Source organism: Pseudoxanthomonas sp. SL93 (assembly GCF_026625825.1).
Taxonomy (GTDB): Bacteria; Pseudomonadota; Gammaproteobacteria; order Xanthomonadales; family Xanthomonadaceae; genus Pseudoxanthomonas_A.
This window is the reverse complement of record NZ_CP113065.1, coordinates 1,417,360-1,437,421: the sequence shown is the minus strand read 5'-3', so window position 1 is coordinate 1,437,421 and position 20,062 is coordinate 1,417,360. Positions and strand designations below refer to the sequence as shown.

At 67.4% G+C, this 20,062-nt stretch carries 21 protein-coding genes; 17 read left to right on the top strand and 4 right to left on the bottom strand.

The window, feature by feature from the left end; genetic code table 11:
* Window positions 1–40 precede the first annotated feature (40 nt).
* The 6 genes from lepA (at window position 41) to recO (ending at window position 5,588) form a co-directional block, all read left to right on the top strand.
* Complete coding sequence (gene lepA, locus OVA13_RS06660; RefSeq protein WP_267793000.1) at window positions 41–1,849, top strand: translation elongation factor 4; 1,809 nt, start codon at window positions 41–43, stop codon at window positions 1,847–1,849.
* Window positions 1,850–1,952: 103 nt separating this feature from the next.
* Complete coding sequence (gene lepB / locus OVA13_RS06655) at window positions 1,953–2,753, top strand: signal peptidase I (RefSeq protein ID WP_267792999.1); 801 nt, start codon at window positions 1,953–1,955, stop codon at window positions 2,751–2,753.
* A 39-nt stretch (window positions 2,754–2,792) separates the two neighbouring features.
* Window positions 2,793–3,170, top strand: coding sequence for a DUF4845 domain-containing protein (locus OVA13_RS06650; protein WP_267792998.1), 378 nt, complete (start codon window positions 2,793–2,795; stop codon window positions 3,168–3,170).
* A complete protein-coding gene (gene rnc, locus OVA13_RS06645) occupies window positions 3,167–3,838 on the top strand; it encodes a ribonuclease III (protein ID WP_267793473.1) in 672 nt (223 codons plus the stop codon). Before OVA13_RS06650 ends, rnc begins: the two co-directional genes overlap by 4 nt.
* Before the next feature lie 10 nt (window positions 3,839–3,848).
* A complete protein-coding gene (gene era, locus OVA13_RS06640) occupies window positions 3,849–4,793 on the top strand; it encodes a GTPase Era (RefSeq protein WP_267792997.1) in 945 nt (314 codons plus the stop codon).
* Window positions 4,794–4,841: 48 nt separating this feature from the next.
* Window positions 4,842–5,588: a DNA repair protein RecO gene (gene recO, locus OVA13_RS06635; RefSeq protein ID WP_267792996.1), complete on the top strand. Its 747-nt coding sequence runs from the start codon at window positions 4,842–4,844 to the stop codon at window positions 5,586–5,588.
* An 18-nt stretch (window positions 5,589–5,606) separates the two neighbouring features.
* Here recO and OVA13_RS06630 read toward each other — a convergent pair whose 3' ends face one another.
* Window positions 5,607–6,305: a response regulator gene (locus tag OVA13_RS06630; RefSeq protein WP_267792995.1), complete on the bottom strand. Its 699-nt coding sequence runs from the start codon at window positions 6,303–6,305 to the stop codon at window positions 5,607–5,609.
* Between the two features lie 136 nt (window positions 6,306–6,441).
* Here OVA13_RS06630 and rlmD point away from each other — a divergent pair, with 136 nt between their 5' ends.
* The 9 genes from rlmD (at window position 6,442) to OVA13_RS06585 (ending at window position 14,687) form a co-directional block, all read left to right on the top strand.
* Window positions 6,442–7,785 (top strand): 23S rRNA (uracil(1939)-C(5))-methyltransferase RlmD, encoded by a 1,344-nt coding sequence (gene rlmD, locus OVA13_RS06625; protein ID WP_267792994.1) that lies wholly within the window; start codon window positions 6,442–6,444, stop codon window positions 7,783–7,785.
* A 90-nt stretch (window positions 7,786–7,875) separates the two neighbouring features.
* Complete coding sequence (locus tag OVA13_RS06620) at window positions 7,876–8,394, top strand: CYTH domain-containing protein (RefSeq protein ID WP_267792993.1); 519 nt, start codon at window positions 7,876–7,878, stop codon at window positions 8,392–8,394.
* 12 nt (window positions 8,395–8,406) lie between these two features.
* Entirely contained in the window at window positions 8,407–9,414 is a 1,008-nt protein-coding gene (nagZ, locus tag OVA13_RS06615; protein WP_267792992.1) for a beta-N-acetylhexosaminidase, read from the top strand.
* Window positions 9,415–9,425: 11 nt separating this feature from the next.
* Window positions 9,426–9,986, top strand: coding sequence for a hypoxanthine-guanine phosphoribosyltransferase (locus tag OVA13_RS06610; protein ID WP_267793472.1), 561 nt, complete (start codon window positions 9,426–9,428; stop codon window positions 9,984–9,986).
* Window positions 9,983–10,735 (top strand): S-methyl-5'-thioinosine phosphorylase, encoded by a 753-nt coding sequence (locus OVA13_RS06605; protein ID WP_267792991.1) that lies wholly within the window; start codon window positions 9,983–9,985, stop codon window positions 10,733–10,735. The genes OVA13_RS06610 and OVA13_RS06605 overlap by 4 nt, the downstream gene beginning before the upstream one ends.
* Window positions 10,736–10,825: 90 nt before the next feature.
* Entirely contained in the window at window positions 10,826–11,032 is a 207-nt protein-coding gene (locus tag OVA13_RS06600; protein WP_055942196.1) for a cold-shock protein, read from the top strand.
* Window positions 11,033–11,223: 191 nt separating this feature from the next.
* Window positions 11,224–12,489 (top strand): FAD-dependent oxidoreductase, encoded by a 1,266-nt coding sequence (locus OVA13_RS06595; protein WP_267792990.1) that lies wholly within the window; start codon window positions 11,224–11,226, stop codon window positions 12,487–12,489.
* Window positions 12,490–12,528: 39 nt separating this feature from the next.
* Window positions 12,529–14,160: an acyl-CoA dehydrogenase family protein gene (locus OVA13_RS06590; protein WP_267792989.1), complete on the top strand. Its 1,632-nt coding sequence runs from the start codon at window positions 12,529–12,531 to the stop codon at window positions 14,158–14,160.
* Window positions 14,157–14,687 (top strand): L,D-transpeptidase family protein, encoded by a 531-nt coding sequence (locus OVA13_RS06585; RefSeq protein WP_267792988.1) that lies wholly within the window; start codon window positions 14,157–14,159, stop codon window positions 14,685–14,687. Before OVA13_RS06590 ends, OVA13_RS06585 begins: the two co-directional genes overlap by 4 nt.
* 8 nt (window positions 14,688–14,695) lie before the next feature.
* Here the strand turns inward: OVA13_RS06585 and fabR are convergent, their stop codons facing one another.
* Window positions 14,696–15,373, bottom strand: coding sequence for an HTH-type transcriptional repressor FabR (gene fabR, locus OVA13_RS06580; RefSeq protein WP_267792987.1), 678 nt, complete (start codon window positions 15,371–15,373; stop codon window positions 14,696–14,698).
* A 64-nt stretch (window positions 15,374–15,437) separates the two neighbouring features.
* On the opposite strand from fabR, the gene OVA13_RS06575 reads away from it, so the two are divergent.
* Window positions 15,438–16,544 (top strand): ferredoxin reductase, encoded by a 1,107-nt coding sequence (locus OVA13_RS06575; protein ID WP_267792986.1) that lies wholly within the window; start codon window positions 15,438–15,440, stop codon window positions 16,542–16,544.
* A 14-nt stretch (window positions 16,545–16,558) separates the two neighbouring features.
* Window positions 16,559–17,707 carry a fatty acid desaturase family protein gene (locus tag OVA13_RS06570; RefSeq protein WP_267793471.1) on the top strand — a complete coding sequence of 383 codons (1,149 nt, stop codon included), beginning with the start codon at window positions 16,559–16,561 and terminating at the stop codon, window positions 17,705–17,707.
* Between the two features lie 18 nt (window positions 17,708–17,725).
* Here OVA13_RS06570 and OVA13_RS06565 read toward each other — a convergent pair whose 3' ends face one another.
* Both OVA13_RS06565 and OVA13_RS06560 read right to left on the bottom strand, forming a co-directional pair.
* Window positions 17,726–18,100, bottom strand: a complete 375-nt coding sequence (locus tag OVA13_RS06565) for a hypothetical protein (protein WP_267792985.1) — start codon at window positions 18,098–18,100, stop codon at window positions 17,726–17,728.
* A gap of 81 nt (window positions 18,101–18,181) precedes the next feature.
* A complete protein-coding gene (locus OVA13_RS06560; RefSeq protein WP_267792984.1) occupies window positions 18,182–19,963 on the bottom strand; it encodes an ABC transporter transmembrane domain-containing protein in 1,782 nt (593 codons plus the stop codon).
* Window positions 19,964–20,062 lie beyond the last annotated feature (99 nt).

Sequence of the window (20,062 nt, the reverse complement as noted above, 5' to 3'; positions counted from 1 at the left end):
TGCGCCGTTATCCTGACGACGGCACAGGCCGCCGCCCCCCATGTCCTCTGATTCCATGCGGAATATCCGCAACTTCTCCATCATCGCGCACGTCGACCACGGCAAATCGACCCTGGCCGACCGCATCATCCAGCTTTGCGGCGGCCTCGAGGCCCGTGAAATGGAAGCGCAGGTGCTCGACTCCAATCCCATCGAGCGCGAGCGCGGCATCACCATCAAGGCCCAATCCGTGTCCCTGCCGTACAAGGCCAAGGACGGGCAGGTCTACCAGCTCAACTTCATCGACACCCCCGGCCACGTGGACTTCAGCTATGAAGTCAGCCGCTCGCTGGCCGCCTGCGAGGGCGCGCTGCTTGTCGTCGATGCCGCGCAGGGCGTGGAAGCCCAGTCCGTGGCCAACTGCTACACCGCGGTGGAGCAGGGCCTGGAAGTGGTGCCGGTGCTCAACAAGATCGACCTGCCCACCGCCGACATCGAGCGCGCCAAGGCCGAGATCGAGGCCGTCATCGGCATCGACGCCGAGGATGCCGTGGCGGTCAGCGCCAAGACCGGCCTGAATGTCGACCTGGTGCTGGAAGCCATCGTGCAGCGCATTCCGCCGCCGGTGCCGCGCGATACCGACAAGCTGCAGGCGCTGATCATCGACTCGTGGTTCGACAACTACCTGGGCGTGGTCTCGCTGGTGCGCGTGATGCAGGGCGACATCGTGCCGGGCAGCAAGATCCTGGTCATGTCCACCGGCCGCACGCACCTGGTCGACAAGGTCGGCGTGTTCACCCCCAAGCGCAAGGAACTGAAGAAGCTCGGCGCCGGTGAAGTGGGCTGGATCAACGCTTCCATCAAGGACGTGCACGGCGCGCCCGTCGGCGACACCCTGACCCTGGCCTCCGACCCCGCGCCGAAGCCGTTGCCGGGCTTCCAGGAAATGCAGCCGCGCGTGTTCGCCGGCCTGTTTCCCGTGGATGCCGAGGACTACCCGGCGCTGCGCGAAGCGCTGGAGAAGCTGCGCCTGAACGACGCCGCGCTGCGCTTCGAACCGGAGAGTTCCGAGGCCATGGGCTTCGGCTTCCGCTGCGGCTTCCTGGGCATGCTGCACATGGAGATCGTGCAGGAGCGCCTGGAACGCGAATACAACCTCAACCTGATCACCACCGCGCCAACGGTGGTGTATGAAGTCCTCAAGACCGATGGCACTGTCCTGACCCTGGACAACCCGGCCAAGCTGCCGGCCGTGAACCAGATCGAAGAAGTCCGCGAGCCGATCATCCGCGCCAACATCCTGACCCCGCCGGATTATGTGGGCAGCGTGATCACGCTGTGCGAGGAAAAGCGCGGCAGCCAGATCGGCATCACCTACATGGGCAGCCAGGTGCAGATCGCCTATGAACTGCCGATGGCCGAAGTGGTGCTGGATTTCTTCGACAAGCTGAAGTCGGTGAGCCGCGGGTACGCCTCGCTGGACTACCACTTCCTGCGCTTCCAGGCCGGACCGTTCGTGCGCCTGGACACCCTGATCAATGGTGACAAGGTCGATGCCCTGTCGCTGATCGTGCACCGCGCCCAGGCCGACCGCCGCGGCCGCGAACTGTGCGAGAAGATGAAGGACCTGATCCCGCGCCAGATGTTCGACGTGGCCATCCAGGCGGCCGTGGGCGCGCAGATCATCTCGCGCAGCACGGTGAAGGCCATGCGCAAGAACGTGCTGGCCAAATGCTATGGTGGCGACATCAGCCGCAAGAAGAAGCTCCTCGAGAAGCAGAAAGAGGGCAAGAAGCGGATGAAGCAGGTCGGCCGCGTGGAGATTCCGCAGGAAGCCTTCCTCGCGGTGTTGCAGGTGGACAGCAAGTAACAAAGCCGTGGTTCGTGGTGCGTGACGGGTGATTGGTGGAAATCGATCCTGCCCTCCCGACTCATGACCCGCGAATCACAAATCACGGACTCTAGGAAAACAGATGGTCTGGTTTGAAACTATCCTCGTGGTACTGACGCTGCTGACCGGCGCGGTGTGGCTGCTGGACAAGCTGTTCTTCGCCAAGCGGCGTGCCGCGCGCAGCGAACTGCTGGCCGAGGAGCCGGTGCTGGTCGACTACTCGCGCGCGTTCTTCCCGGTGCTGGCCGTGGTGCTGGTGCTGCGCAGCTTCATCGCCGAGCCCTACAAGATCCCGTCCAGCTCGATGATGCCCAACCTGCTGATCGGCGATTTCATCCTGGTCAACAAGTTCTCCTACGGCCTGCGCCTGCCGATCAACAACCAGAAGTTCCTGGCGATCGGCGAGCCGGCGCGTGGCGACGTGGTGGTGTTCAAGCCACCGCACGACCCCCAGAACAACTGGATCAAGCGGGTCATCGGCCTGCCGGGCGACAAGGTGGGTTTCCATGGCGACACCGTTTACCTGAACGGCCAGACGCTGAAGTACCAGTCCCTGGGCGAGTACGCCGGCAAGGGCGAGGGCACCGAGATGCACGGGGCCACCCTGCTGCGCGAGGACCTGCCCGGCAAGCCGCATACCGTGCTGGAATGGGTCAACAGCCCGCCGCCCGGGGGTGGCGAGGGGGACTGGGTGGTGCCGCCGGGTCACTATTTCGTGATGGGCGACAACCGCGACAACAGTCTGGACGGGCGTTTCTGGGACTACCATTTCCTGCCGGAGGAGAATCTCCGCGGCAAGGCGTTCCTGGTCTGGCTGAACTGCGAGGGCTGGTTCTGCAAGAACAGCTTCGACGGTTCCCGCATCGGCAACAGCATCGACTGACTACCGTACGATCACCGCATTTTCGCAAGGGGGATGGCAATGAAGCGCAACCAGAGTGGCATGACGTTGATGGGGTTCCTGCTGGTCCTGATGGTGGTGGGGTTTGGCGCCTTCATCGCCATGCGGTTGTTCCCGATGTACCAGGAGTATTACGCGGTCAAGTCCTCGCTGAAGGGTCTGTCCGGCGAGGCGGGTGTGGCCGACATGGACCCGGCCAAGCTCCAGGACCTGTTCTTCCGCCGCCTGTACATCAACTACTCGCAGAACGTGAAGCCTGCGAACATCAAGATCGAGCGCATGGATGGTGGCTGGAAGATGAAGGTCAACTATGAAGTGCGTCGTGAACTGGTCGGCAACCTCGACGTGGTCGGCAAGTTCGACATCGCGCAGGACCTGACCCGTCAGGGCGTGGAATAAGGCTGTTGGCGGTTGATCGCATCGGGCATGCGTTCGTCGATCAGGGTCTGCTCGCGCAGGCCCTGACCCATCGCAGCGCCGGTGCGCCGCACAACGAGCGTCTGGAGTTCCTGGGCGACAGCGTGGTGAATTTTCTGGTCGCCGAAGCGCTGTTCCAGCGCTGGCCTAAGGCCGATGAAGGCGCGCTCACCCGCGCCCGTGCCGAGCTGGTACGCGAAGCGGCCCTGGCTACCATTGCGCGACAACTGGAGCTGGGTGCCCGCCTGACCATGGGGCCCGGTGAAATGAAATCCGGCGGCCACCGCCGCGATTCCATCCTGGCCGATGCGGTGGAAGCCGTGGTCGCCGCCATCTATCTGGATGCGGGCTTCGAGGCCTGCCGGCGCGTCGTCCTGCCATGGTTCGAGGATTCGCTCGCGGCGTTGCCGGTCGGGCGGCCGGAAAAGGATGCCAAGACGCGTTTGCAGGAATGGCTGCAGGCGCGCCAGCGGCCGTTGCCGCTGTATGACCTGGTCTCGGAAAGCGGCGACGACCACGCCAAGCAGTTCCTGGTGCGTTGCAGTACCCAGGATCCCCCCCTGACGGCGGAAGGCGAGGGCACCTCGCGCCGCATCGCCGAGCAGGCGGCCGCCGCCGCCCTGATCGAAAAACTGGACGTATCGAAATGAGCACACCCCGGTGAGCGACACCTCTTCCCATCGCAGCGGCAGCGTCGCGGTCATCGGGCGCCCCAACGTGGGCAAGTCCACGCTGACCAACGCACTGGTCGGCGCCAAGATCAGCATCACCTCCAACCGGCCGCAGACCACGCGCCACCGCCTGCTGGGCATCGCGACGTTCGCCGCCGCCAAGGACCGCCCGGCCGGGCAGATCGTGCTGGTGGACACGCCCGGCCTGCACAAGCAGCAGGGCAAGTTCTCCGCCTCGGCGATGAGCCGGGTGATGAACCGCGCCGCGCGGGGCGCGCTGGAGGATGTCGATGCGGCGCTGATGGTGATCGAGGCGGGCCGCTGGGACGAAGAGGACACGCTGGCCTTCAACGTGCTGCGCGATGCCGGCATCCCGGTGGTGCTGGTGGTCAACAAGATCGACCGGCTGAAGGACAAGACCGTGCTGTTCCCGTTCCTGGCCGAGGTCGGCAAGGATCGCGAGTTCGCTGCCGTGCACCCGGTGTCGGCGCTGAAGCGCAACGGGCTGGAAGCGCTGGTCAAGGACGTGATGGGCCTGCTACCGGAAGCCCCGCCGATGTTTGGCGAGGACGAGATCACCGACCGCAGCGAACGCTTCCTGGCTGGCGAGCTGGTGCGCGAGCAGCTGATGCGCCAGCTCGGTGCCGAACTGCCTTATGCCACCACCGTGGAAATCGAGCGTTTCGCCGAAGAGATCACGCCCAAGCAGGAAGAACTGCTGCGCATCGGCGCGGTGATCTGGGTGGAGCGCGAAAGCCAGAAGGCCATCGTGATCGGCAAGGGTGGCGCGCGCCTGAAGGACATCGGCAGCAAGTCGCGCATGCAGATGGAACATCTGTTCGGCCGCAAGGTCTTCCTGGAGACCTGGGTGCGCGTGCGCGAAGGCTGGTCCGACGACGAAACCGCCCTGAAGGGTTTCGGCTACGGCGACTGATCCGCCGGCACCTCGCGCCACCCACGCCCACCGGCCCTGATCCGTCCGATGCGCATCACCGACGAACACGCCTTCGTGCTGCACACCCGGCCGTGGCGGGAAACCAGCCTGCTGGTCGAGGTGATGGGCGAAACGTACGGCCGCATCGGCCTGGTCGCACGTGGCGTGCAGGGGCCCAAGCGGCACGTGCTGCGTGCCGCGCTGCAGCCCCTGCAGCGCATCCGGCTGGATTTCGAACAACGGGGCGAGCTGGGCCGGCTGGTCGCCGCCGAGGCGCTCGACGCGGCACCGCAACCGACCGGCGATGCCATGCTGGCCGCGTTCTATCTCAACGAACTGGTGCTGCGCCTGGCGCCGCGCAACGATCCGCTGCCCGACCTGTTCGAGGCGTACGCCCGCACCCGCGAGGGCCTGCGCACAGGCCACGCCCTGGCATGGACATTGCGCTGTTTCGAACGCGACCTGCTGGACGCCATCGGCTTCGGTTTCGCCCTCGACCAGGATGGCGATGGGCAGCCGATCGATCCCGCCGCGCGTTACCGGCTGGATCCGGAACATGGGCCGCGACGCCTGTTGAGCGATCGTGGCCACGACGAGCGCAGCCACGCCGCCACGGGCCGCGCGCTGCTTGCCCTGGCGAGTGATGCGCCACCGCCGCCGGATGACCTGGCCAGCCTGCGCCTGGCGCTGCGCGGCGTGCTGTCGCACCACTTGGGCGCGCGCGGGCTCAAATCCTGGGAAATGATCGGCGACCTCAACCGGCTCAAGCCGCGCCGGCCGCCGACGACCACGTAGATCTCGCGACGGGCGGTGTCAGCCGCGTTGCAGGGCATCCGTGGCGAGCACGAAAGTTTCGCGCAGCGTCGGCGAACGGGGAGCGTCGTGCCAACGACCCACGACATCGGCCAGGCGCGACGCACCGACGAACCCGCAGCTGGCCCGCAGCTTGTGCAGCGCCGCCCGCAGCGCGGCGTCATCACCGCTGTCGAACGCGTCGAGGCACCGCGCACGCGCCGCAGGCAGCTCATCGAGGAAGAGCTGCCGCAGCAGCGCCACGTGCGCTGCGTTGCCGCCAAGCGCTTTCAGTGCACTGTCCTCGTCCCAGTCTTGCGCAGCAGGCGTGGTGACGTCGGGCGTGTGATCGGCGCGCGCCGGACCAGCCCCCAACAGTCCACACATCCGCTGTTGAAGCCAGGCCGCGGTCATCGGCTTCACCAGCACATCGACAAAGCCCGCCCGCAACAGGTCCTCGCGTAGGGACGGCGACGGGTCGGCGGTATGCGCCACGGCCTGCGTATCGGGCCAGCGGGCACGCAGGCGGCGCAGCAGGCCCGCCCCGTCGCCATCCGGCAGGTTGGCGTCGATCAGCCAAAGATCGAAGCGCGCAGGCAGCGCGAGCGCTTCCGCGCAGGTGGCGACGCTGTCCACCTGCACCGGCAAGGCTTCCAGGGCGGCGGCCAGGAAGCCGCGGCTGATGGCGTCGTCCTCGACCAACAACAGGCGTGGCGTCATGCCCTCCTCCTCCATCGTGGCGCTGCCTTGCGGGTTCCCCGGCATCTTACCGGTGCGCGCCCGGCCGCACACGGGCGGTCCGCGCAACGGCCCATGCGACAATGCACGCCCGCATTCCGCACGCAGCCTTCGCCACGTGGCCCGAACCCGTTCCCCCCGCATCGACAAGACCCCGTTTGAAGCCCAGATCCTCGACCTGACCCATGACGGGCGTGGCGTGGCCCGCCGCGACGGGAAGGCCGTGTTCGTCGCCGGCGCACTGCCCGGCGAGCAGGTGATGGCGGAGCAGACCGCCAAGAACCGCCATTTCGACGAAGCGCGCACGCTGGACGTGCTGCAGGCCTCCCCTGATCGCGTGGCGCCGCGCTGCCCGCACTTCGGCACCTGCGGCGGCTGCGTGCTCCAGCACCTGGACGAGGATCGGCAGATCGAGGCCAAGCAGCGCGTGCTGCTGGACAACCTGGAACGCATTGGCCATGTCACGCCGCAGGCGGTCTTGCCGCCGCTGACCGGCGCGGCATGGGGCTACCGCCGCAAGGGCCGGTTCTCCGTGCGGCGGGTCAACAAGAAGGACAAGACGCTGGTCGGCTTCCGCGAACAGGATCCGCGCTTCGTCGCCGACCTGTCCGAATGCCATACCGTCATCCCGGGTATCGGCACGAAGATCACCGCGCTCGCCGAGCTGGTCGAAAGTCTCGATGCGCGCGAGCACATCCCGCAGATCGAATTCATCGCGGGCGACGCAAGCGCCGACTTCGATGGGATTGCCTTGGTGTTCCGCCATCTGCTGCCGTTGAGCCAAGGCGATCGCGTGAAACTGGCGGCGTTCGCACAGGCCAGCCGCTTTGCCGTGTTCCTGCAACCCGGCGGCATCGACAGCGTGCACGCGCTCTGGCCGGAGGCGCCGCAGCTGGCGTTCGCGCTGGCACCGTGGGATGTGTCGCTGGCCTTCCGTCCGCTGGATTTCATCCAGGTCAATGCCGCGCTCAACGAGAAGATGATCGCGCGGACGTTCGAACTGCTCGACCCGAAACCGCAGGACCGCGTGCTGGACCTCTTCTGCGGGCTGGGCAATTTCACCCTGCCGATGGCGCGCCTGGCAGGCGAAGTGGTCGGCGTGGAAGGCGAGGCGGGGCTGGTGGCGCGCGCACGCGAAAACGCGGTGCGCAACGGGCTGGCGAACGCACAGTTCCATGCCGCCGACCTGACCCAGGACCAGCGGGGCACCGCCTGGATGCGGCAGGGCTTCGACAAGCTGCTGCTCGATCCGCCACGTTCGGGCGCCATCGAGGTGCTGCAGCAGCTGCCGTTGAAACAGTTCGACCGCATCGTCTACGTCAGCTGCCATCCCGGCTCGCTGGCGCGCGATGCGGGCTTCCTGGTCAACGAGCAGGGCTACACGCTGAAGTCGGCCGGCGTGATGGACATGTTCCCGCATACGGCGCACGTGGAATCGATCGCGCTGTTTGAAAGGCGGTGATTCGTGATTGGTGATTCGTAAGGCCGATCCTGCACTGTCCAAATCCGAAGCTCGATTTCCTTCGCACTCGAACCACCAATCACCAATCACATGCCTCTCGAAATCGAACGCAAGTTCCTGGTCACCGGCGATGGCTGGCGTGCCGCGGCGCATCAGGTCATGCCGATGGCGCAGGGCTACATCAACGACATGGGCGCGATGGACCGGGGTGAGCAGAAAGCCTCGGTACGCGTGCGCATCCAGGGCGACGCCGCCTTCCTCAACCTGAAATCGCGCGAGCTGGGCCATACCCGACAGGAATTCGACTACCAGATCCCCGTGGCCGATGCGCGCGCGCTGCTGGCCCTGTGCGTCGGCGGCGTGGTCGACAAGCGACGCCACTACGTGAACCACGAGGGTCACCTGTGGGAAGTGGACGAGTTCCTGGGCGACAACGCCGGCCTGGTGGTGGCGGAAATCGAACTGGAACACGCCGATGAAGCCTTCGTGAAGCCGGCCTGGGCGGGCAGGCAGGTCACCGACGCCGCCCGCTATTACAATCTGGCCCTGGCATCGCGCCCGTACTCGCAGTGGTCCGACGACGAGCGCGCCGCCACCGACATCCCCTGAGGACTTCCTGAAATGCTTGTCATCGGCATCGCCGGCACCGAACTCACCGCGCAGGAGCGCGACTGGCTGCAGCACGACGCTGTGGCCGGCGTGATCCTGTTCACCCGCAATTTCGCCTCGCGCACGCAGGTGGCCGAACTGTCGCAGGCCATCCGCGAAGCCGCACCTCGCCCGCAGCTGGTCTGCGTGGACCAGGAAGGCGGCCGCGTGCAGCGTTTCCGAGACGGCTACAGCGCGCTGCCTGCGCTCGAAGGATTCGGCAGGCTGTACGCACAGGATCCGCAGGCCGCCCTGCAGCGTGCCGAGGAGCATGCGTGGCTGATGGCCAGCGAGGTACGCGCCAGTGGCGTGGACCTGAGCTTCGCGCCGGTCGTGGACCTGGCGCGTGGCAACCGGGCCATCGGCGACCGCGCCTTCGACGCCGATCCGCAGGTCGTCGCCGAATTCACCCGCGCCTACGTGCGCGGCATGCAGAGCGTGGGCATGGCGGCCACGCTGAAGCATTTCCCCGGCCATGGCACGGTACTGGAAGACACCCACTTCGACGACGCGGTCGATCCGCGCACGCTGGACGTGCTGCGGGCCGAGGACCTGGTGCCTTTCGTGGCGGGCATCGAGGCCGGCGCCGATGCCGTGATGATGGGTCACGTGAAGTATCCGGCGGTGGCGCCCGAGCCGGCCGGCTATTCGCCGTTCTGGATCCAGAACGTCCTGCGCGAAGAAATGGGTTTCCGCGGTGTGGTGTTCTCCGACGACATCGGCATGGCCGCCGCGTTCTCCGCCGGTGGCGTGAAGCAGCGCATCCACGACCACCTGGATGCGGGCTGCGACGTGGTGCTGGTGTGTTCGCCGAAGCTGGCGGAAGAATCATTGAAGGCGGTCGAGGATCGCGCGTTGAACACGGCCGCCGTGCTGGGGCTGATCGGTCGCGGCGCCCGCGGCTGGGAAGGACTGCTGGCCGACCAGCGCTACGGCGACGCACAGTCGCGCCTGACCGGCGCCACCCAGGGAGTTGCATGATGACGAACACGATGGGCACGCCACGCCCCCGGCTGGCCGATGCGCTGGCGAATGCCGACCTGCTGGTCGACCGCGCCACGCTGGATGCCGCCATCACCCGCATGGCCGCGCCGATCGCGGCCGACTACGCAGGCGAAGTACCGGTCTACCTGACCATCATGCACGGCGCCTTGCCCTTCGCCGGGCAGCTGTCGCTCGAGCTGGGCGCATTGGGCATGGATCTTGAGTTCGATTACCTGCACGCGACCCGCTACCGCGGCGAGACCACCGGGGGCGAACTGGTCTGGAAGCACCGGCCGGCGACCGCGCTGTATGGTCGCCGCGTGCTGCTGGTGGACGACATCCTCGATGAGGGCCACACGCTGCTGGCCGTCAAGCAGTGGTGCCTGGAGCAGGGGGCCACCGACGTGCGCATCGCCGCGCTGACCACCAAGCAGCACGACCGCTGCGTGGCCGGCATCTGCGCCGACTACGTTGGCCTGCAGGTGGCCGACCGCTACGTGTTCGGCTTCGGCATGGATTACCACGAGCAGGGCCGCAACCTGCCGGGTATCTACGCATTGAAGGAATGACGATGGCCGACATTGCGCTCGCCGTCATCGGCGGCACCGGCGTCTACAGGCTTGCCGACCTGCAGGACGTGGAAACCCACGCGCTGGACACCCGCTTCGGCCAGCCCTCCGGCCCGGTGCGCATCGGCACGTTGCACGGGCAACGCGTGGCGTTCCTGGCGCGGCATGGCGAGGGTCATTCCGTGCCGCCACACCAGGTCAACTACCGCGCCAACCTGCAGGTCCTGAAGGACATCGGTGCCGGCCGCGTGCTGGCGCTCAATACCGTGGGCGGCATCACCGATGCCTTCGGCCCGCGCGTGCTGGCCTGCCCCGACCAGCTGATCGACTACACGTGGGGACGCATCTCCACGCTGTGCGAGGAGCCCGGCAGCGAGGTGCTGCACGTGGATTTCGGCGACCCGTACACGCCCGCGTTGCGCCGGCAGATCCTGGCCGCCGCGGCCGCCACCGGCGTGTCGCTGGTGGACGGTGGCTGCTACGGTGCGACCCAGGGCCCGCGCCTGGAAACGCGGGCTGAAATCCGTCGCCTGCGACGCGATGGCTGCGACCTGGTCGGCATGACCGGCATGCCGGAAGCCGGCCTGGCACGCGAGCTGGGCCTGGACTATGCCTGCCTGGCCATCGTCGCCAACTGGGCGGCCGGCTGCGGTACCGACGAGGAGATCACCATGGACGATGTGCTCGCCAACGTGGCGGCGGCCTCGGCCGGGATCCCCGCCCTGGTGGGCGCGCTGGCGAGAGGGTGATTGTCAACTCGCGCCAGCCTTTGCATACTCGGCGCGTGTGACGGCCTGTCACACATTCCACCCGCATCCAGAAAAGGAAATGCAAGCGCTATGCCGTACGGTACCGTGAAATGGTTCAACGACGCCAAGGGCTTCGGATTCATCGCGCCAGAAGATGGCAGCGCCGATGTCTTCGCACACCACACCGCGATCAACAGCAAGGGCTTCCGCAGCCTGCAGGAAGGCCAGCGCGTCAGCTATGAGCTGACCCAGGGCCCGAAGGGCGCACAGGCGTCCAACATCACGCCGGCAGCCTGATCCACGACGATTTTCTTGAACCCCGCTTCGGCGGGGTTTTTTACGCGCCCTGATTTCCTTTCGCACGGAATGGCCGGCGCCGTGCTTCCACGACTGGCAGGTACATCCGTTTACTACGGAATCGGCCTGCCGTCCGTCGGCAAGCGACACGCACCGCGGCGCCATTTGCCCGGAAAGGATCCCCGCACGCCATGACGGCCCTGCACATCGCGATCATCGGTTACGGCACCGCCGGACAAACGGCCGCGCTGCTGCTCGCTCGCGATGGCCATCGCGTGGAGGTGTTCGAACGCGCGGCGGAGCTCGGTCCGGTGGGTGCCGGTTTCCTGCTGCAACCCACGGGGCTGCAGGTGCTGTGGGAACTGGGTCTGCTGGAGTCCGCGCTGGCGCATGGCCGTCGCGTGCATCGCCTGCATGGCGAGACGCCGTGCGGCCGCGCGGTGATGGACATGCGCTATGCGGGGCTGGGCGGCAATCTTTTCGGACTGGGCATGCAGCGCGGCGCGCTGTTCACCCTGCTGGCGGACGCCTGGCCCGATGCGCGGCACGTGCATCGCGGCCACACCATCACCGCGCTGGATGACGACACCCGGCGCATGCGCGACCAGCATGGCCGCTGGCACGGTCCCTTCGACCTGGTGATCGCGGCCGACGGCGCCGGTTCGCAGTTGCGCGGTGCCACGCGGCAGGTGAGGGGTGAAGCCGTCTACCCGTGGGGCGCATTGTGGTGCCTGGTGCCGGCGGACGACTGGGCCTGGCAGGATGAACTTCGCCAGCGCTACGTGGCGGCACGGAAGATGATCGGCATGCTGCCGGTCGGCACACGGCCGGGCGATGACACCCCGCGGCTGAGTTTCTTCTGGAGCCTGCCGGTGGGGGAGTTCGACGACTGGCATGCGCGTGGCCTGTCGCCATGGCGCGAGGAAATCGCGCAGCTCTGGCCAGATGCCCACGAGCGGCTGGCCTGCATCACCGATACCGCGCAGCTTGCGCGTGCCGTCTATCGCGACGTCAGCGTGCGGCAGTGGCACCGCGATCGGCTCGTGCTGCTGGGTGACGCCGCGCATGCGATGAGTCCGCAGTTGGGGCAGGGCGTGAACATGGCGCTGATGGACGCGTTGGCATTGCGCGATGCGCTGCGCACGCACACCGAGGTGCCGCTGGCCCTGCAGGCGTACCAGCAGCAGCGCCAGGCGCATGTGGGGGTCTACCAGTTCTGGAGTCGCTGGCTCACGCCGATCTTCCAGTCCGACCGCGACATGATCGCCCGGGCGCGGGACATCGCGTTCCTGCCGATGGGCAGGTTGCCCGGCGGGCGCGGCCACATGCTGCGCGTGCTCAGCGGCACGCAGCACGGTTTCCTCGGCAAGCTGCCGTTGAAACCGGAATTCCTGGCAGCGTTGGGGAAAGCGGAACCCGTCGCATTGGACGCCGCCCGCGCGGATGGCGCACGCTAGCGGCAATGGCACCAGAACGGGATCGGGGCAACGGAGCCGATGATGAAAGACCTTCCCTCCTTTGAAACCCACGTGGTCGACAATCAGCCGCCGCCGTTCGAGCCGCGCGATCTGTGGGCCGATGACGTGGTGCTGCGCGAAGCAGTGCAGCGCGAAGGCGCGGATGCCTTCACGGAACACCTCGCCGCCTATGCGGCGCTTGCCGGCGATGAGCTGTACAGGCTCGGCTTCGATGCCAACCGCGACCGCCCGCGCCTGAAAACGCATGACCGCTTCGGCCAGCGCATCGATACGGTGGAGTTCCACCCGGCCTACCACCGGCTGATGGAAGCGGCCAAGACGCATGGCGTTGCTGGGCTGTCATGGCATGCGCCTTCCGCGGGTGCGCAGGTCGCACGTGCCGCGCTGAGTTACCTGCACCACCAGGTGGAAGCCGGCACCAGTTGTCCACTGACCATGACCCATGCCGCGGTGCCCGTGCTGCTGCGCGAACCGGTGCTCGGCGCGTGGGCTGACAAGGCGGCGGCACCGCACTACGACCCTCGCGACATCCCCATCGCCGAGAAGGCCGGCATCACCCTGGGCATGGGCATGACCGAGAAGCAGGGCGGCTCGGATGTGCGGACGAACGCCACCACGGCCACGCCTGCCGACGACGGCACCTACGCGTTGGTCGGCCACAAGTGGTTCTTCTCCGCGCCGATGAGCGATGGCTTCCTGGTACTGGCGCAGGCACCGGGCGGCCTGAGCTGTTTCCTGTTGCCGCGGCGTCTGCCGGACGGGCGGAAGAACGCTTTCCAGCTGATGCGCCTGAAGGACAAGCTGGGCGACTGGTCCAATGCCTCCAGCGAAGTCGAGTTCTGCGGCGCGCAGGCGCATCGCGTGGGCGAGGAAGGTCGTGGCGTGGCCACCATCATCCAGATGGTGATGCTGACGCGTCTGGACTGCATGCTGGGTTCCGCGGCGCAGATGCGCATGGCGCTGGCGCAGGCCGTGCACCATGCGCGCCATCGCGTGGCCTTCGGCAGACCGCTGGCATCGCATGCCCTGATGCGCAATGTGCTGGCCGACCTGGCGCTGGAAGCGGAGGCGGCCTTGGCGTTCTCCATGCGCGTGGCGCGCGCGGTGGATGCGTCGCCGACGGATCCGTCCGAAGCCGCGTTCGCCCGCATCGCCACGGCCGTGGGCAAGTACTGGATATGCAAGCGTGCACCCGCTTTCGTCAACGAGGCACAGGAATGTCTTGGCGGCGCCGGTTACGTGGAGGAATCGATGCTGCCGCGGCTCTACCGGCAGGCGCCGCTCAATTCCATCTGGGAGGGCAGCGGCAACATCCAGTGCCTGGATGTCCTGCGCGCGCTCATGCGCGAACCGGAAACGGCCCAGGCGGTGCGACGTGAACTCGCTTCGGCGGAAGGCCACGATGCCGGCTTCGATGCCTGCGTCTCGCGCCTGCATGCCGACCTGTCGTCGGCCAGCGAAGGCGGGGCGCGTCTGTTGACCGAACGGCTGGCGTTGGCACTGCAGGCGGCGGTGCTGCTGCGCGCCGGCAGTCCGGCGGCGTCCCTGTTCGTGCGCAGTCGACTGGGCGGTGAGCATGGCCTGGCTTTCGGAACGCTGCCGGACAGCCCGGACATCTTGCGCGTGCTGGACAGGGTGCTCCCCCCATGAACCGCGCCCGCCGGCGCGCGTGGCTGATCGCATGGCTTGCGATTGCCGGCGTCGGCGCAGCTGCCACCGCATCGGCGGCGGATCCAGGGGCGGCGTGGCCACCGCCCCTGGTTGCCGCCGCACAGCAGGCGGACGCGATCCGCGTCTTCAAGGCACGGCGGCGCATGGAGCTCATGCGGGGTGGCAGGGTGATCGCCGGTTATCGGGTCGCACTGGGCGACGCACCGGTAGGGCACAAGCGCCAGCAGGGCGATGAGCGCACGCCGGAAGGCGATTACCGCATCACGTACCGCAATGACCGCAGCCGCTATCACCTGTCACTGCGCATCTCGTATCCCGACCAGGCCGATCGCCGGCAGGCACGGGCGCGTGGCGTGGACCCGGGCGGCGACATCATGATCCATGGCGCGACGCCGCCGGGCCGTGCGGGCGACTGGACCGATGGCTGCATCGCGGTGACCAACGCGGAGATGGAAGAGATATGGCGTCGCGTGCCGGTCGGCACGCCCATCCATATCGCGCCGTAAGCGGCGCCTCAGCTGCGGGCGATCGCCCGTGAGCCGGTGATGATCATCCGCACCATTTCCGACAGCTGGTTGACCAGCTCGGCGTCTTTCTCCGGCGGCAGGTCCATGGCGGTGGCACCCATCGCGAAGACCAGCCGGGTGATGGCCTTGGACACCAGGGCGGGTTCGTAGAGGCTGGCATTGTCGCGCGCGGCCAGCCGCACCAGGTCGATGCAGAGTTCTTCTTCGAAGAACTGCAGCTCGCGTTCGACGGCGTGCTTGAAGGCATCCGAGCCCACGTTGCCTTCGCGCAGCAGCACGTGCAGCAGCTTGTCGTCGGCGCGCAGCTGTTCGATGAAGGCTTCCACCGAGCCGCGCACCACGCTGCGATCACTGCTGGCTGCACGGTGACGCGCCTCGCCGATGATCTTGCGCAGCGAGCGGCCGGCCAGGTCGATCAGCGCCACGGCCAGTTCGTCCATGTCGCGGAACTGGCGGTAGAAACTGTTCGGCGCGATCCCGGCTTCGCGCGCGACTTCGCGCAGGCTCAGGGTGGACACGCTGCGATGCGGGCCCAGCAGCTTCAATGCGGCTGCCAGCAGGTCCTCGCGGGAGATGGTCGCCTTGCGGCCGGGGCCGTGGTCGTCGTGCGGCAGGGATTGGGAGGCTTGGGGCACGCGGAGGGCGTCTTGGATGAATGCAGCCATCATAGCCTCAGTAATTAGTGCACAAGTGTATACACGAGTGTCTTCACATGGGTATAGTAGGGCCATGAATGCCCAAGTCCGCCCCTCTGCCCGTCACCGGCACGGTCCGCTGAAACGGCTGGTCCAGCCCCTGGTAAGGCCAGACATCTTTGATTTCTGGGCTTCCCGGCTCAACCGCAGCTGGTCCTGGGAGCGCCCGCTGGCGCGCCTGGTCGGTCGCGAAGCCGCTTCGCGTGACGCCGTGACCCTGTTGCTGAAGCCCAATGCCCACTGGGCGGGCCATCAGGCAGGCCAGCATGTGAATCTGGGCGTGGAGATCGACGGCGTGCGGGTGACCCGCAGCTACAGCCTGACGGCGCCGCCGCGCGAGGACGGGCTGCTGGCCATCACCGTGAAGGGCATCGAGGGTGGCCGCGTCAGCCGTTTCCTCTGTGGCGAAGCACGGCCAGGCACGGTCTTCGAGCTTGGCCAGGCGTTCGGCGACATGACCCTGCCTGCCACGCCCGCTTCGCCCGTATGCCTGCTGGCTGCCGGCAGCGGCATCACGCCGATGATGGCGCTGGTGCGGCAGATGGCCGGGCAGGGCATGCCGGCCGACCTGTCGCTGGTGTACTGGGTACGGCAGCGCGACGAAGCCTGTTTCCTGGACGAACTGCGCACGCTGGCGGCGCGGCATCCGCGTTTCCGCTTCCGGTTGATGCTGACGCGCGAGCGCGCGATTGCCGCCGACGAGGGCGAAGGCCGCCTCGACGAGGCGACCTTGGTCGCCTGCGTGGGTGAACCGGCTGAGTTGCAGGTGCTGGCCTGCGGACCGGGCGGCTTTGTTGAAAACGCGCGTGGCCTGCTGGCCGGACGCGTCGCCGCGTTCCAGGCCGAAGCCTTCACGCCCGCGCCCGTCACCGTCGTCGACGAAGGCGAGGTGGAGGTGCGTCTGCTGCGCAGCGGCCGCACCCTGCGCATCCCGCGTGGCGAATCCCTGCTGACCGCACTCGAAGCCCACGGGCTGAAGCCCGCCTCCGGGTGCCGCATGGGCATCTGCAACACCTGCGCCTGCGGCAAGTCCGCCGGCAGCACCCGACACCTACCCAGCGGCGCGCTGGCGCACGACACCACCCAGGCGCTGAAGCTGTGCATCAACAGCGCCGCCACCGATCTGGAACTGGATCTCTGATGACATCCCCCACGATGGCCACCCGCAACCGCAAACTCAGTGCCGAAGAGCTGGACAGCTTCGGCCAGGAACTGGACGCGCTGCGCGCACGCACGGTCGCGACGCTGGGCGCGCGCGATGCCCGCTACATCCGCACCATCATGAAGGTGGTGCGCTACACCGGGCTGGCAGGCCGCGTGCTGCTGTTCGCTGCCGCCATCGCCGGTGGCCTGTGGCTGGCCGACAGCGCCGTGGGCTGGCTGTTCTGGGTGCTGTGGGCCGCAGGCGCGTTGGCGCTGGGCCTGGCCAAGATCATGGACAACATGGAGCTGGGCCACAACGTCATCCACGGCCAGTACGACTGGATGGGCGATCCACAGCTCAACGGCAAGACCTTCGACTGGGACATCGTCGCCACCAGCGACAACTGGCGCCATACGCACAACTTCCGCCATCACACCTATACCAACGTGCGGGGCATGGACGACGACATCGGCTATGGCCTGCTGCGCATCTTCCCCGAGCAGAAGTGGAAGCCGTTCTACCTGGTGCAGCCGCTGGTCGCGATCGTCTTCGCACTGTTATTCCAGTGGGGCATCGCGATCCAGGACCTCAAGCTGGGGCGCTGGGTGCACGGCAAGATGACCACCCAGCAGCTGCGTCGCAAGTCCGCGCCGGTCGTGCGCAAGATGGGCCGCCAGCTGGCCAAGGATTACGTGATCTACCCCGCATTGGCCGGCCCGTTCTTCCTGCCGGTGCTGCTGGGCAACCTGGTGGCCAACGGGCTGCGCAATGTCTGGACGTACGTGATCATCTTCTGCGGCCACTTCACCGCTGACGCGGAGACGTTCCCGAAGGAAAGCATCAAGAACGAATCCCGAGGGCACTGGTACCTGCGCCAGCTGCGCGGCTCGTCCAACCTGCGTGGCGGCTTCCTGATCAACGTGCTGTCGGGCAACCTGAGCCACCAGATCGAGCACCATTTCTATCCCGACATCCCGGCCAACCGGTATGCGGAGCTGGCGCGCGAGGTGCGCGAGATCTGCGCGCGCTACGGCCAGCACTACAACACCGGTACGCTGCCGAGGCAGTTCGGCCAGGTGGTCTGGCGCATCCTGCGGCACGCTTTCCCCAGCCGGCCGCGTCGTGCGATGGCGCTGGTGCAGGCGGGCAGCGCGGCCTGATCCGACCCGTTCGCTGTGCTAGGCGGGCGGCGCGGCTGCCTGTGCGGCGCGCGCGATGATGCGCTTGAGTCGCCACTCGACGAAGAACGAGGCGGCGATCAGTCCGGTACCCAGCAGGCCAAACCACTGGAACCACGGGTTCTCGAACACCTCGTCAGCCAGGTCGTTTTCCTGAAGCTGCAGGCGTAGCCGCCTTACTTCGGCAGCCAATGCATCCAAGCCGGTCGCGTCCTGCCGCGCGAGTTCCTCGGCCTTCACCGCGAGCTGCGCCCATGCCGCCTGCTCGGCCGCCTGCGTGCCGGTGCGCTCCACGTTGACCACCAGGGCGCTGGTCAACAGGATCAGCGTGGTGCCCAGGCCGCGCAGCAGCGGCGGCAACGAATCCGAGATCATGCGTGGCTCCCAGGCCGGACGGGAGGCCGCATGCTAGCCCATGCCGATGGGCCGGCGTCAAAGAAGCGGCGGCATGCGTGCTCAGTCGAGGAACTGCAGCCGCGCCAGTTCCGCGTACAGGCCATCCTGCGCCAGCAGTTCCTCATGGGTACCCTGCGCGACGATGCGGCCACGATCCATCACCACGATGCGGTCGGCCTTCAATACGGTGGCCAGGCGATGCGCGATGACCAGCGTGGTGCGGCCCTCCATCAGTCGCTCCAGGGCATGCTGCACGGCGCGTTCGCTCTGCGCGTCCAGCGCGCTGGTGGCTTCGTCCAGCAACAGGATGGGGGCATCCTTCAGCAGGGCGCGGGCGATCGCGATGCGCTGCTGCTGGCCGCCTGACAGGCGCGCGCCGCGTTCGCCCAGCTGGCTGTCGAAACCTTCGGGCAGCTCGCGCAGGAAATCATCCGCTTCCGCCGCTTCGGCTGCCGCCTGCAGTTCCGCGTCGGTGGCGTCCAGCTTGCCGTAGCGGATGTTTTCCGCCGCGCTGGCCGCGAAGATGGTCGGTTGCTGCGGTACCAGCGCGATGTGTTCGCGCAGCTGCGCCGGGTCCAGATCCCGCAGGTCCACGCCGTCGATGCGCACGCTGCCGGTCTGCGCATCGTGGAACCGCAGCAGCATGGAGAAGACCGTGCTCTTGCCGGCGCCCGACGGACCGACCAGCGCGACGGTTTCGCCGGGCGATACCGTCAGCGTGAAATCGTCCAGCGCTGGCAGGTCCGGGCGTGACGGATAGTGGAACGACACATCGTCGAAGCGGATCTCGCCCTTCACCGGCGCCGGCAGGATGCGGGGCGCGGCCGGTGCACGGATGGCCGGTGTTTCATTCAGCAGCTCGGCGATGCGGCCCATCCCGCCCGCGGCACGCTGCAGCTCGTTCCATACTTCGGCCAGCGCGCCGACCGAACCACCGCCGATCAGCGCATACAGCACGAACTGGCCCAGCGTACCCGCGCTCATGGTGCCGTCGATCACGTCGTGCGCCCCAGACCACAGCACCAGCGTGATGGCACCGAAGATCAGGGTGATGGCGGCGGCGGTCACCCAGGCCTGCGCACGGATGCGCTTGCGCGCGGTTTCCACGGCGGTCGCGACGGCGGCGCCGAAGCGGCCACGTTCGTAGGGTTCGCGTGCGTGTGCCTGCACGGTACGCACCGCACCCAGGGTCTCGCTGGCGAGCGTGTTGGCGTCGGCCACGCGATCCTGGCTGGCACGGGATGCCTTTTCCAGCCGCCGTGCACCCAGGACGATGGGCAGCACCGCCAACGGGATGCCGATCAGCGCGAACGCCGCCAACCGCGGACTGGTGACGAACAACATCGCCAGGCTGCCGATCACGGTGACGCTGCTGCGCAGCGCGACCGACATGCTGGTGGCCACCACGGTACGCAGCAGTTCGCTGTCGGCCGACAGGCGCGACACCAGTTCGCCGCTTCGGCTGCGGTCGTGGAATTCGGCATCCAGCCCGATCAGGTGGCCGTACAACTGGCCCCGCAGGTCGGCGACGACCTTCTCGCCCAGCAGCGAAACGAAGTAGAAGCGCGCGGCGCTCGCCAGTGCCAGCACCACCGCCACCACGAACAGGAACAGGAACGCGCGGTTGATGTTGGCGCCATCGGTGAAGCCGTTGTCGATCATCTGCCGGAAGGCGACCGGCAGGCTCAACGTCGCCGCCGACGCCAACGCCAGTGCCAGCAACCAGGCGGTAAACAGCCCGGCATGCTGGCGCACGAAAGGCCACAGGGCGCGCAGCGTGCCCAGCTTGGCCTTGGGTTTCGGCGGGGAGGTGCTGTCTGTCGTTTCGACCGTACGGGTCATCGGGTGTCCATCGTCAAAGCGGTTGTGGAAGGAGCTTCAGCCCCGACCAGGCCGCTGCGCTCCCATCGTGCCGGAAGCCCCTTCCACAAACACCTGTCC

What these genes read in the sequence shown, in the direction of transcription:
- nagZ (WP_267792992.1), top strand. Translation starts at nt 8,407, where the DNA reads ATGCTTGTCATCGGCATCGCCGGCACCGAACTCACCGCGCAGGAGCGC.
- OVA13_RS06560 (WP_267792984.1), bottom strand. Translation starts at nt 19,963, where the DNA reads ATGACCCGTACGGTCGAAACGACAGACAGCACCTCCCCGCCGAAACCC.
- OVA13_RS06650 (WP_267792998.1), top strand. Translation starts at nt 2,793, where the DNA reads ATGAAGCGCAACCAGAGTGGCATGACGTTGATGGGGTTCCTGCTGGTC.
- lepB (WP_267792999.1), top strand. Translation starts at nt 1,953, where the DNA reads ATGGTCTGGTTTGAAACTATCCTCGTGGTACTGACGCTGCTGACCGGC.
- OVA13_RS06570 (WP_267793471.1), top strand. Translation starts at nt 16,559, where the DNA reads ATGGCCACCCGCAACCGCAAACTCAGTGCCGAAGAGCTGGACAGCTTC.
- OVA13_RS06575 (WP_267792986.1), top strand. Translation starts at nt 15,438, where the DNA reads ATGAATGCCCAAGTCCGCCCCTCTGCCCGTCACCGGCACGGTCCGCTG.
- fabR (WP_267792987.1), bottom strand. Translation starts at nt 15,373, where the DNA reads ATGGCTGCATTCATCCAAGACGCCCTCCGCGTGCCCCAAGCCTCCCAA.
- OVA13_RS06630 (WP_267792995.1), bottom strand. Translation starts at nt 6,305, where the DNA reads ATGACGCCACGCCTGTTGTTGGTCGAGGACGACGCCATCAGCCGCGGC.
- OVA13_RS06590 (WP_267792989.1), top strand. Translation starts at nt 12,529, where the DNA reads ATGATGAAAGACCTTCCCTCCTTTGAAACCCACGTGGTCGACAATCAG.
- lepA (WP_267793000.1), top strand. Translation starts at nt 41, where the DNA reads ATGTCCTCTGATTCCATGCGGAATATCCGCAACTTCTCCATCATCGCG.
- OVA13_RS06605 (WP_267792991.1), top strand. Translation starts at nt 9,983, where the DNA reads ATGACGATGGCCGACATTGCGCTCGCCGTCATCGGCGGCACCGGCGTC.
- OVA13_RS06610 (WP_267793472.1), top strand. Translation starts at nt 9,426, where the DNA reads ATGGGCACGCCACGCCCCCGGCTGGCCGATGCGCTGGCGAATGCCGAC.
- OVA13_RS06600 (WP_055942196.1), top strand. Translation starts at nt 10,826, where the DNA reads ATGCCGTACGGTACCGTGAAATGGTTCAACGACGCCAAGGGCTTCGGA.
- OVA13_RS06585 (WP_267792988.1), top strand. Translation starts at nt 14,157, where the DNA reads ATGAACCGCGCCCGCCGGCGCGCGTGGCTGATCGCATGGCTTGCGATT.
- OVA13_RS06595 (WP_267792990.1), top strand. Translation starts at nt 11,224, where the DNA reads ATGACGGCCCTGCACATCGCGATCATCGGTTACGGCACCGCCGGACAA.
- OVA13_RS06565 (WP_267792985.1), bottom strand. Translation starts at nt 18,100, where the DNA reads ATGATCTCGGATTCGTTGCCGCCGCTGCTGCGCGGCCTGGGCACCACG.
- OVA13_RS06620 (WP_267792993.1), top strand. Translation starts at nt 7,876, where the DNA reads ATGCCTCTCGAAATCGAACGCAAGTTCCTGGTCACCGGCGATGGCTGG.
- recO (WP_267792996.1), top strand. Translation starts at nt 4,842, where the DNA reads ATGCGCATCACCGACGAACACGCCTTCGTGCTGCACACCCGGCCGTGG.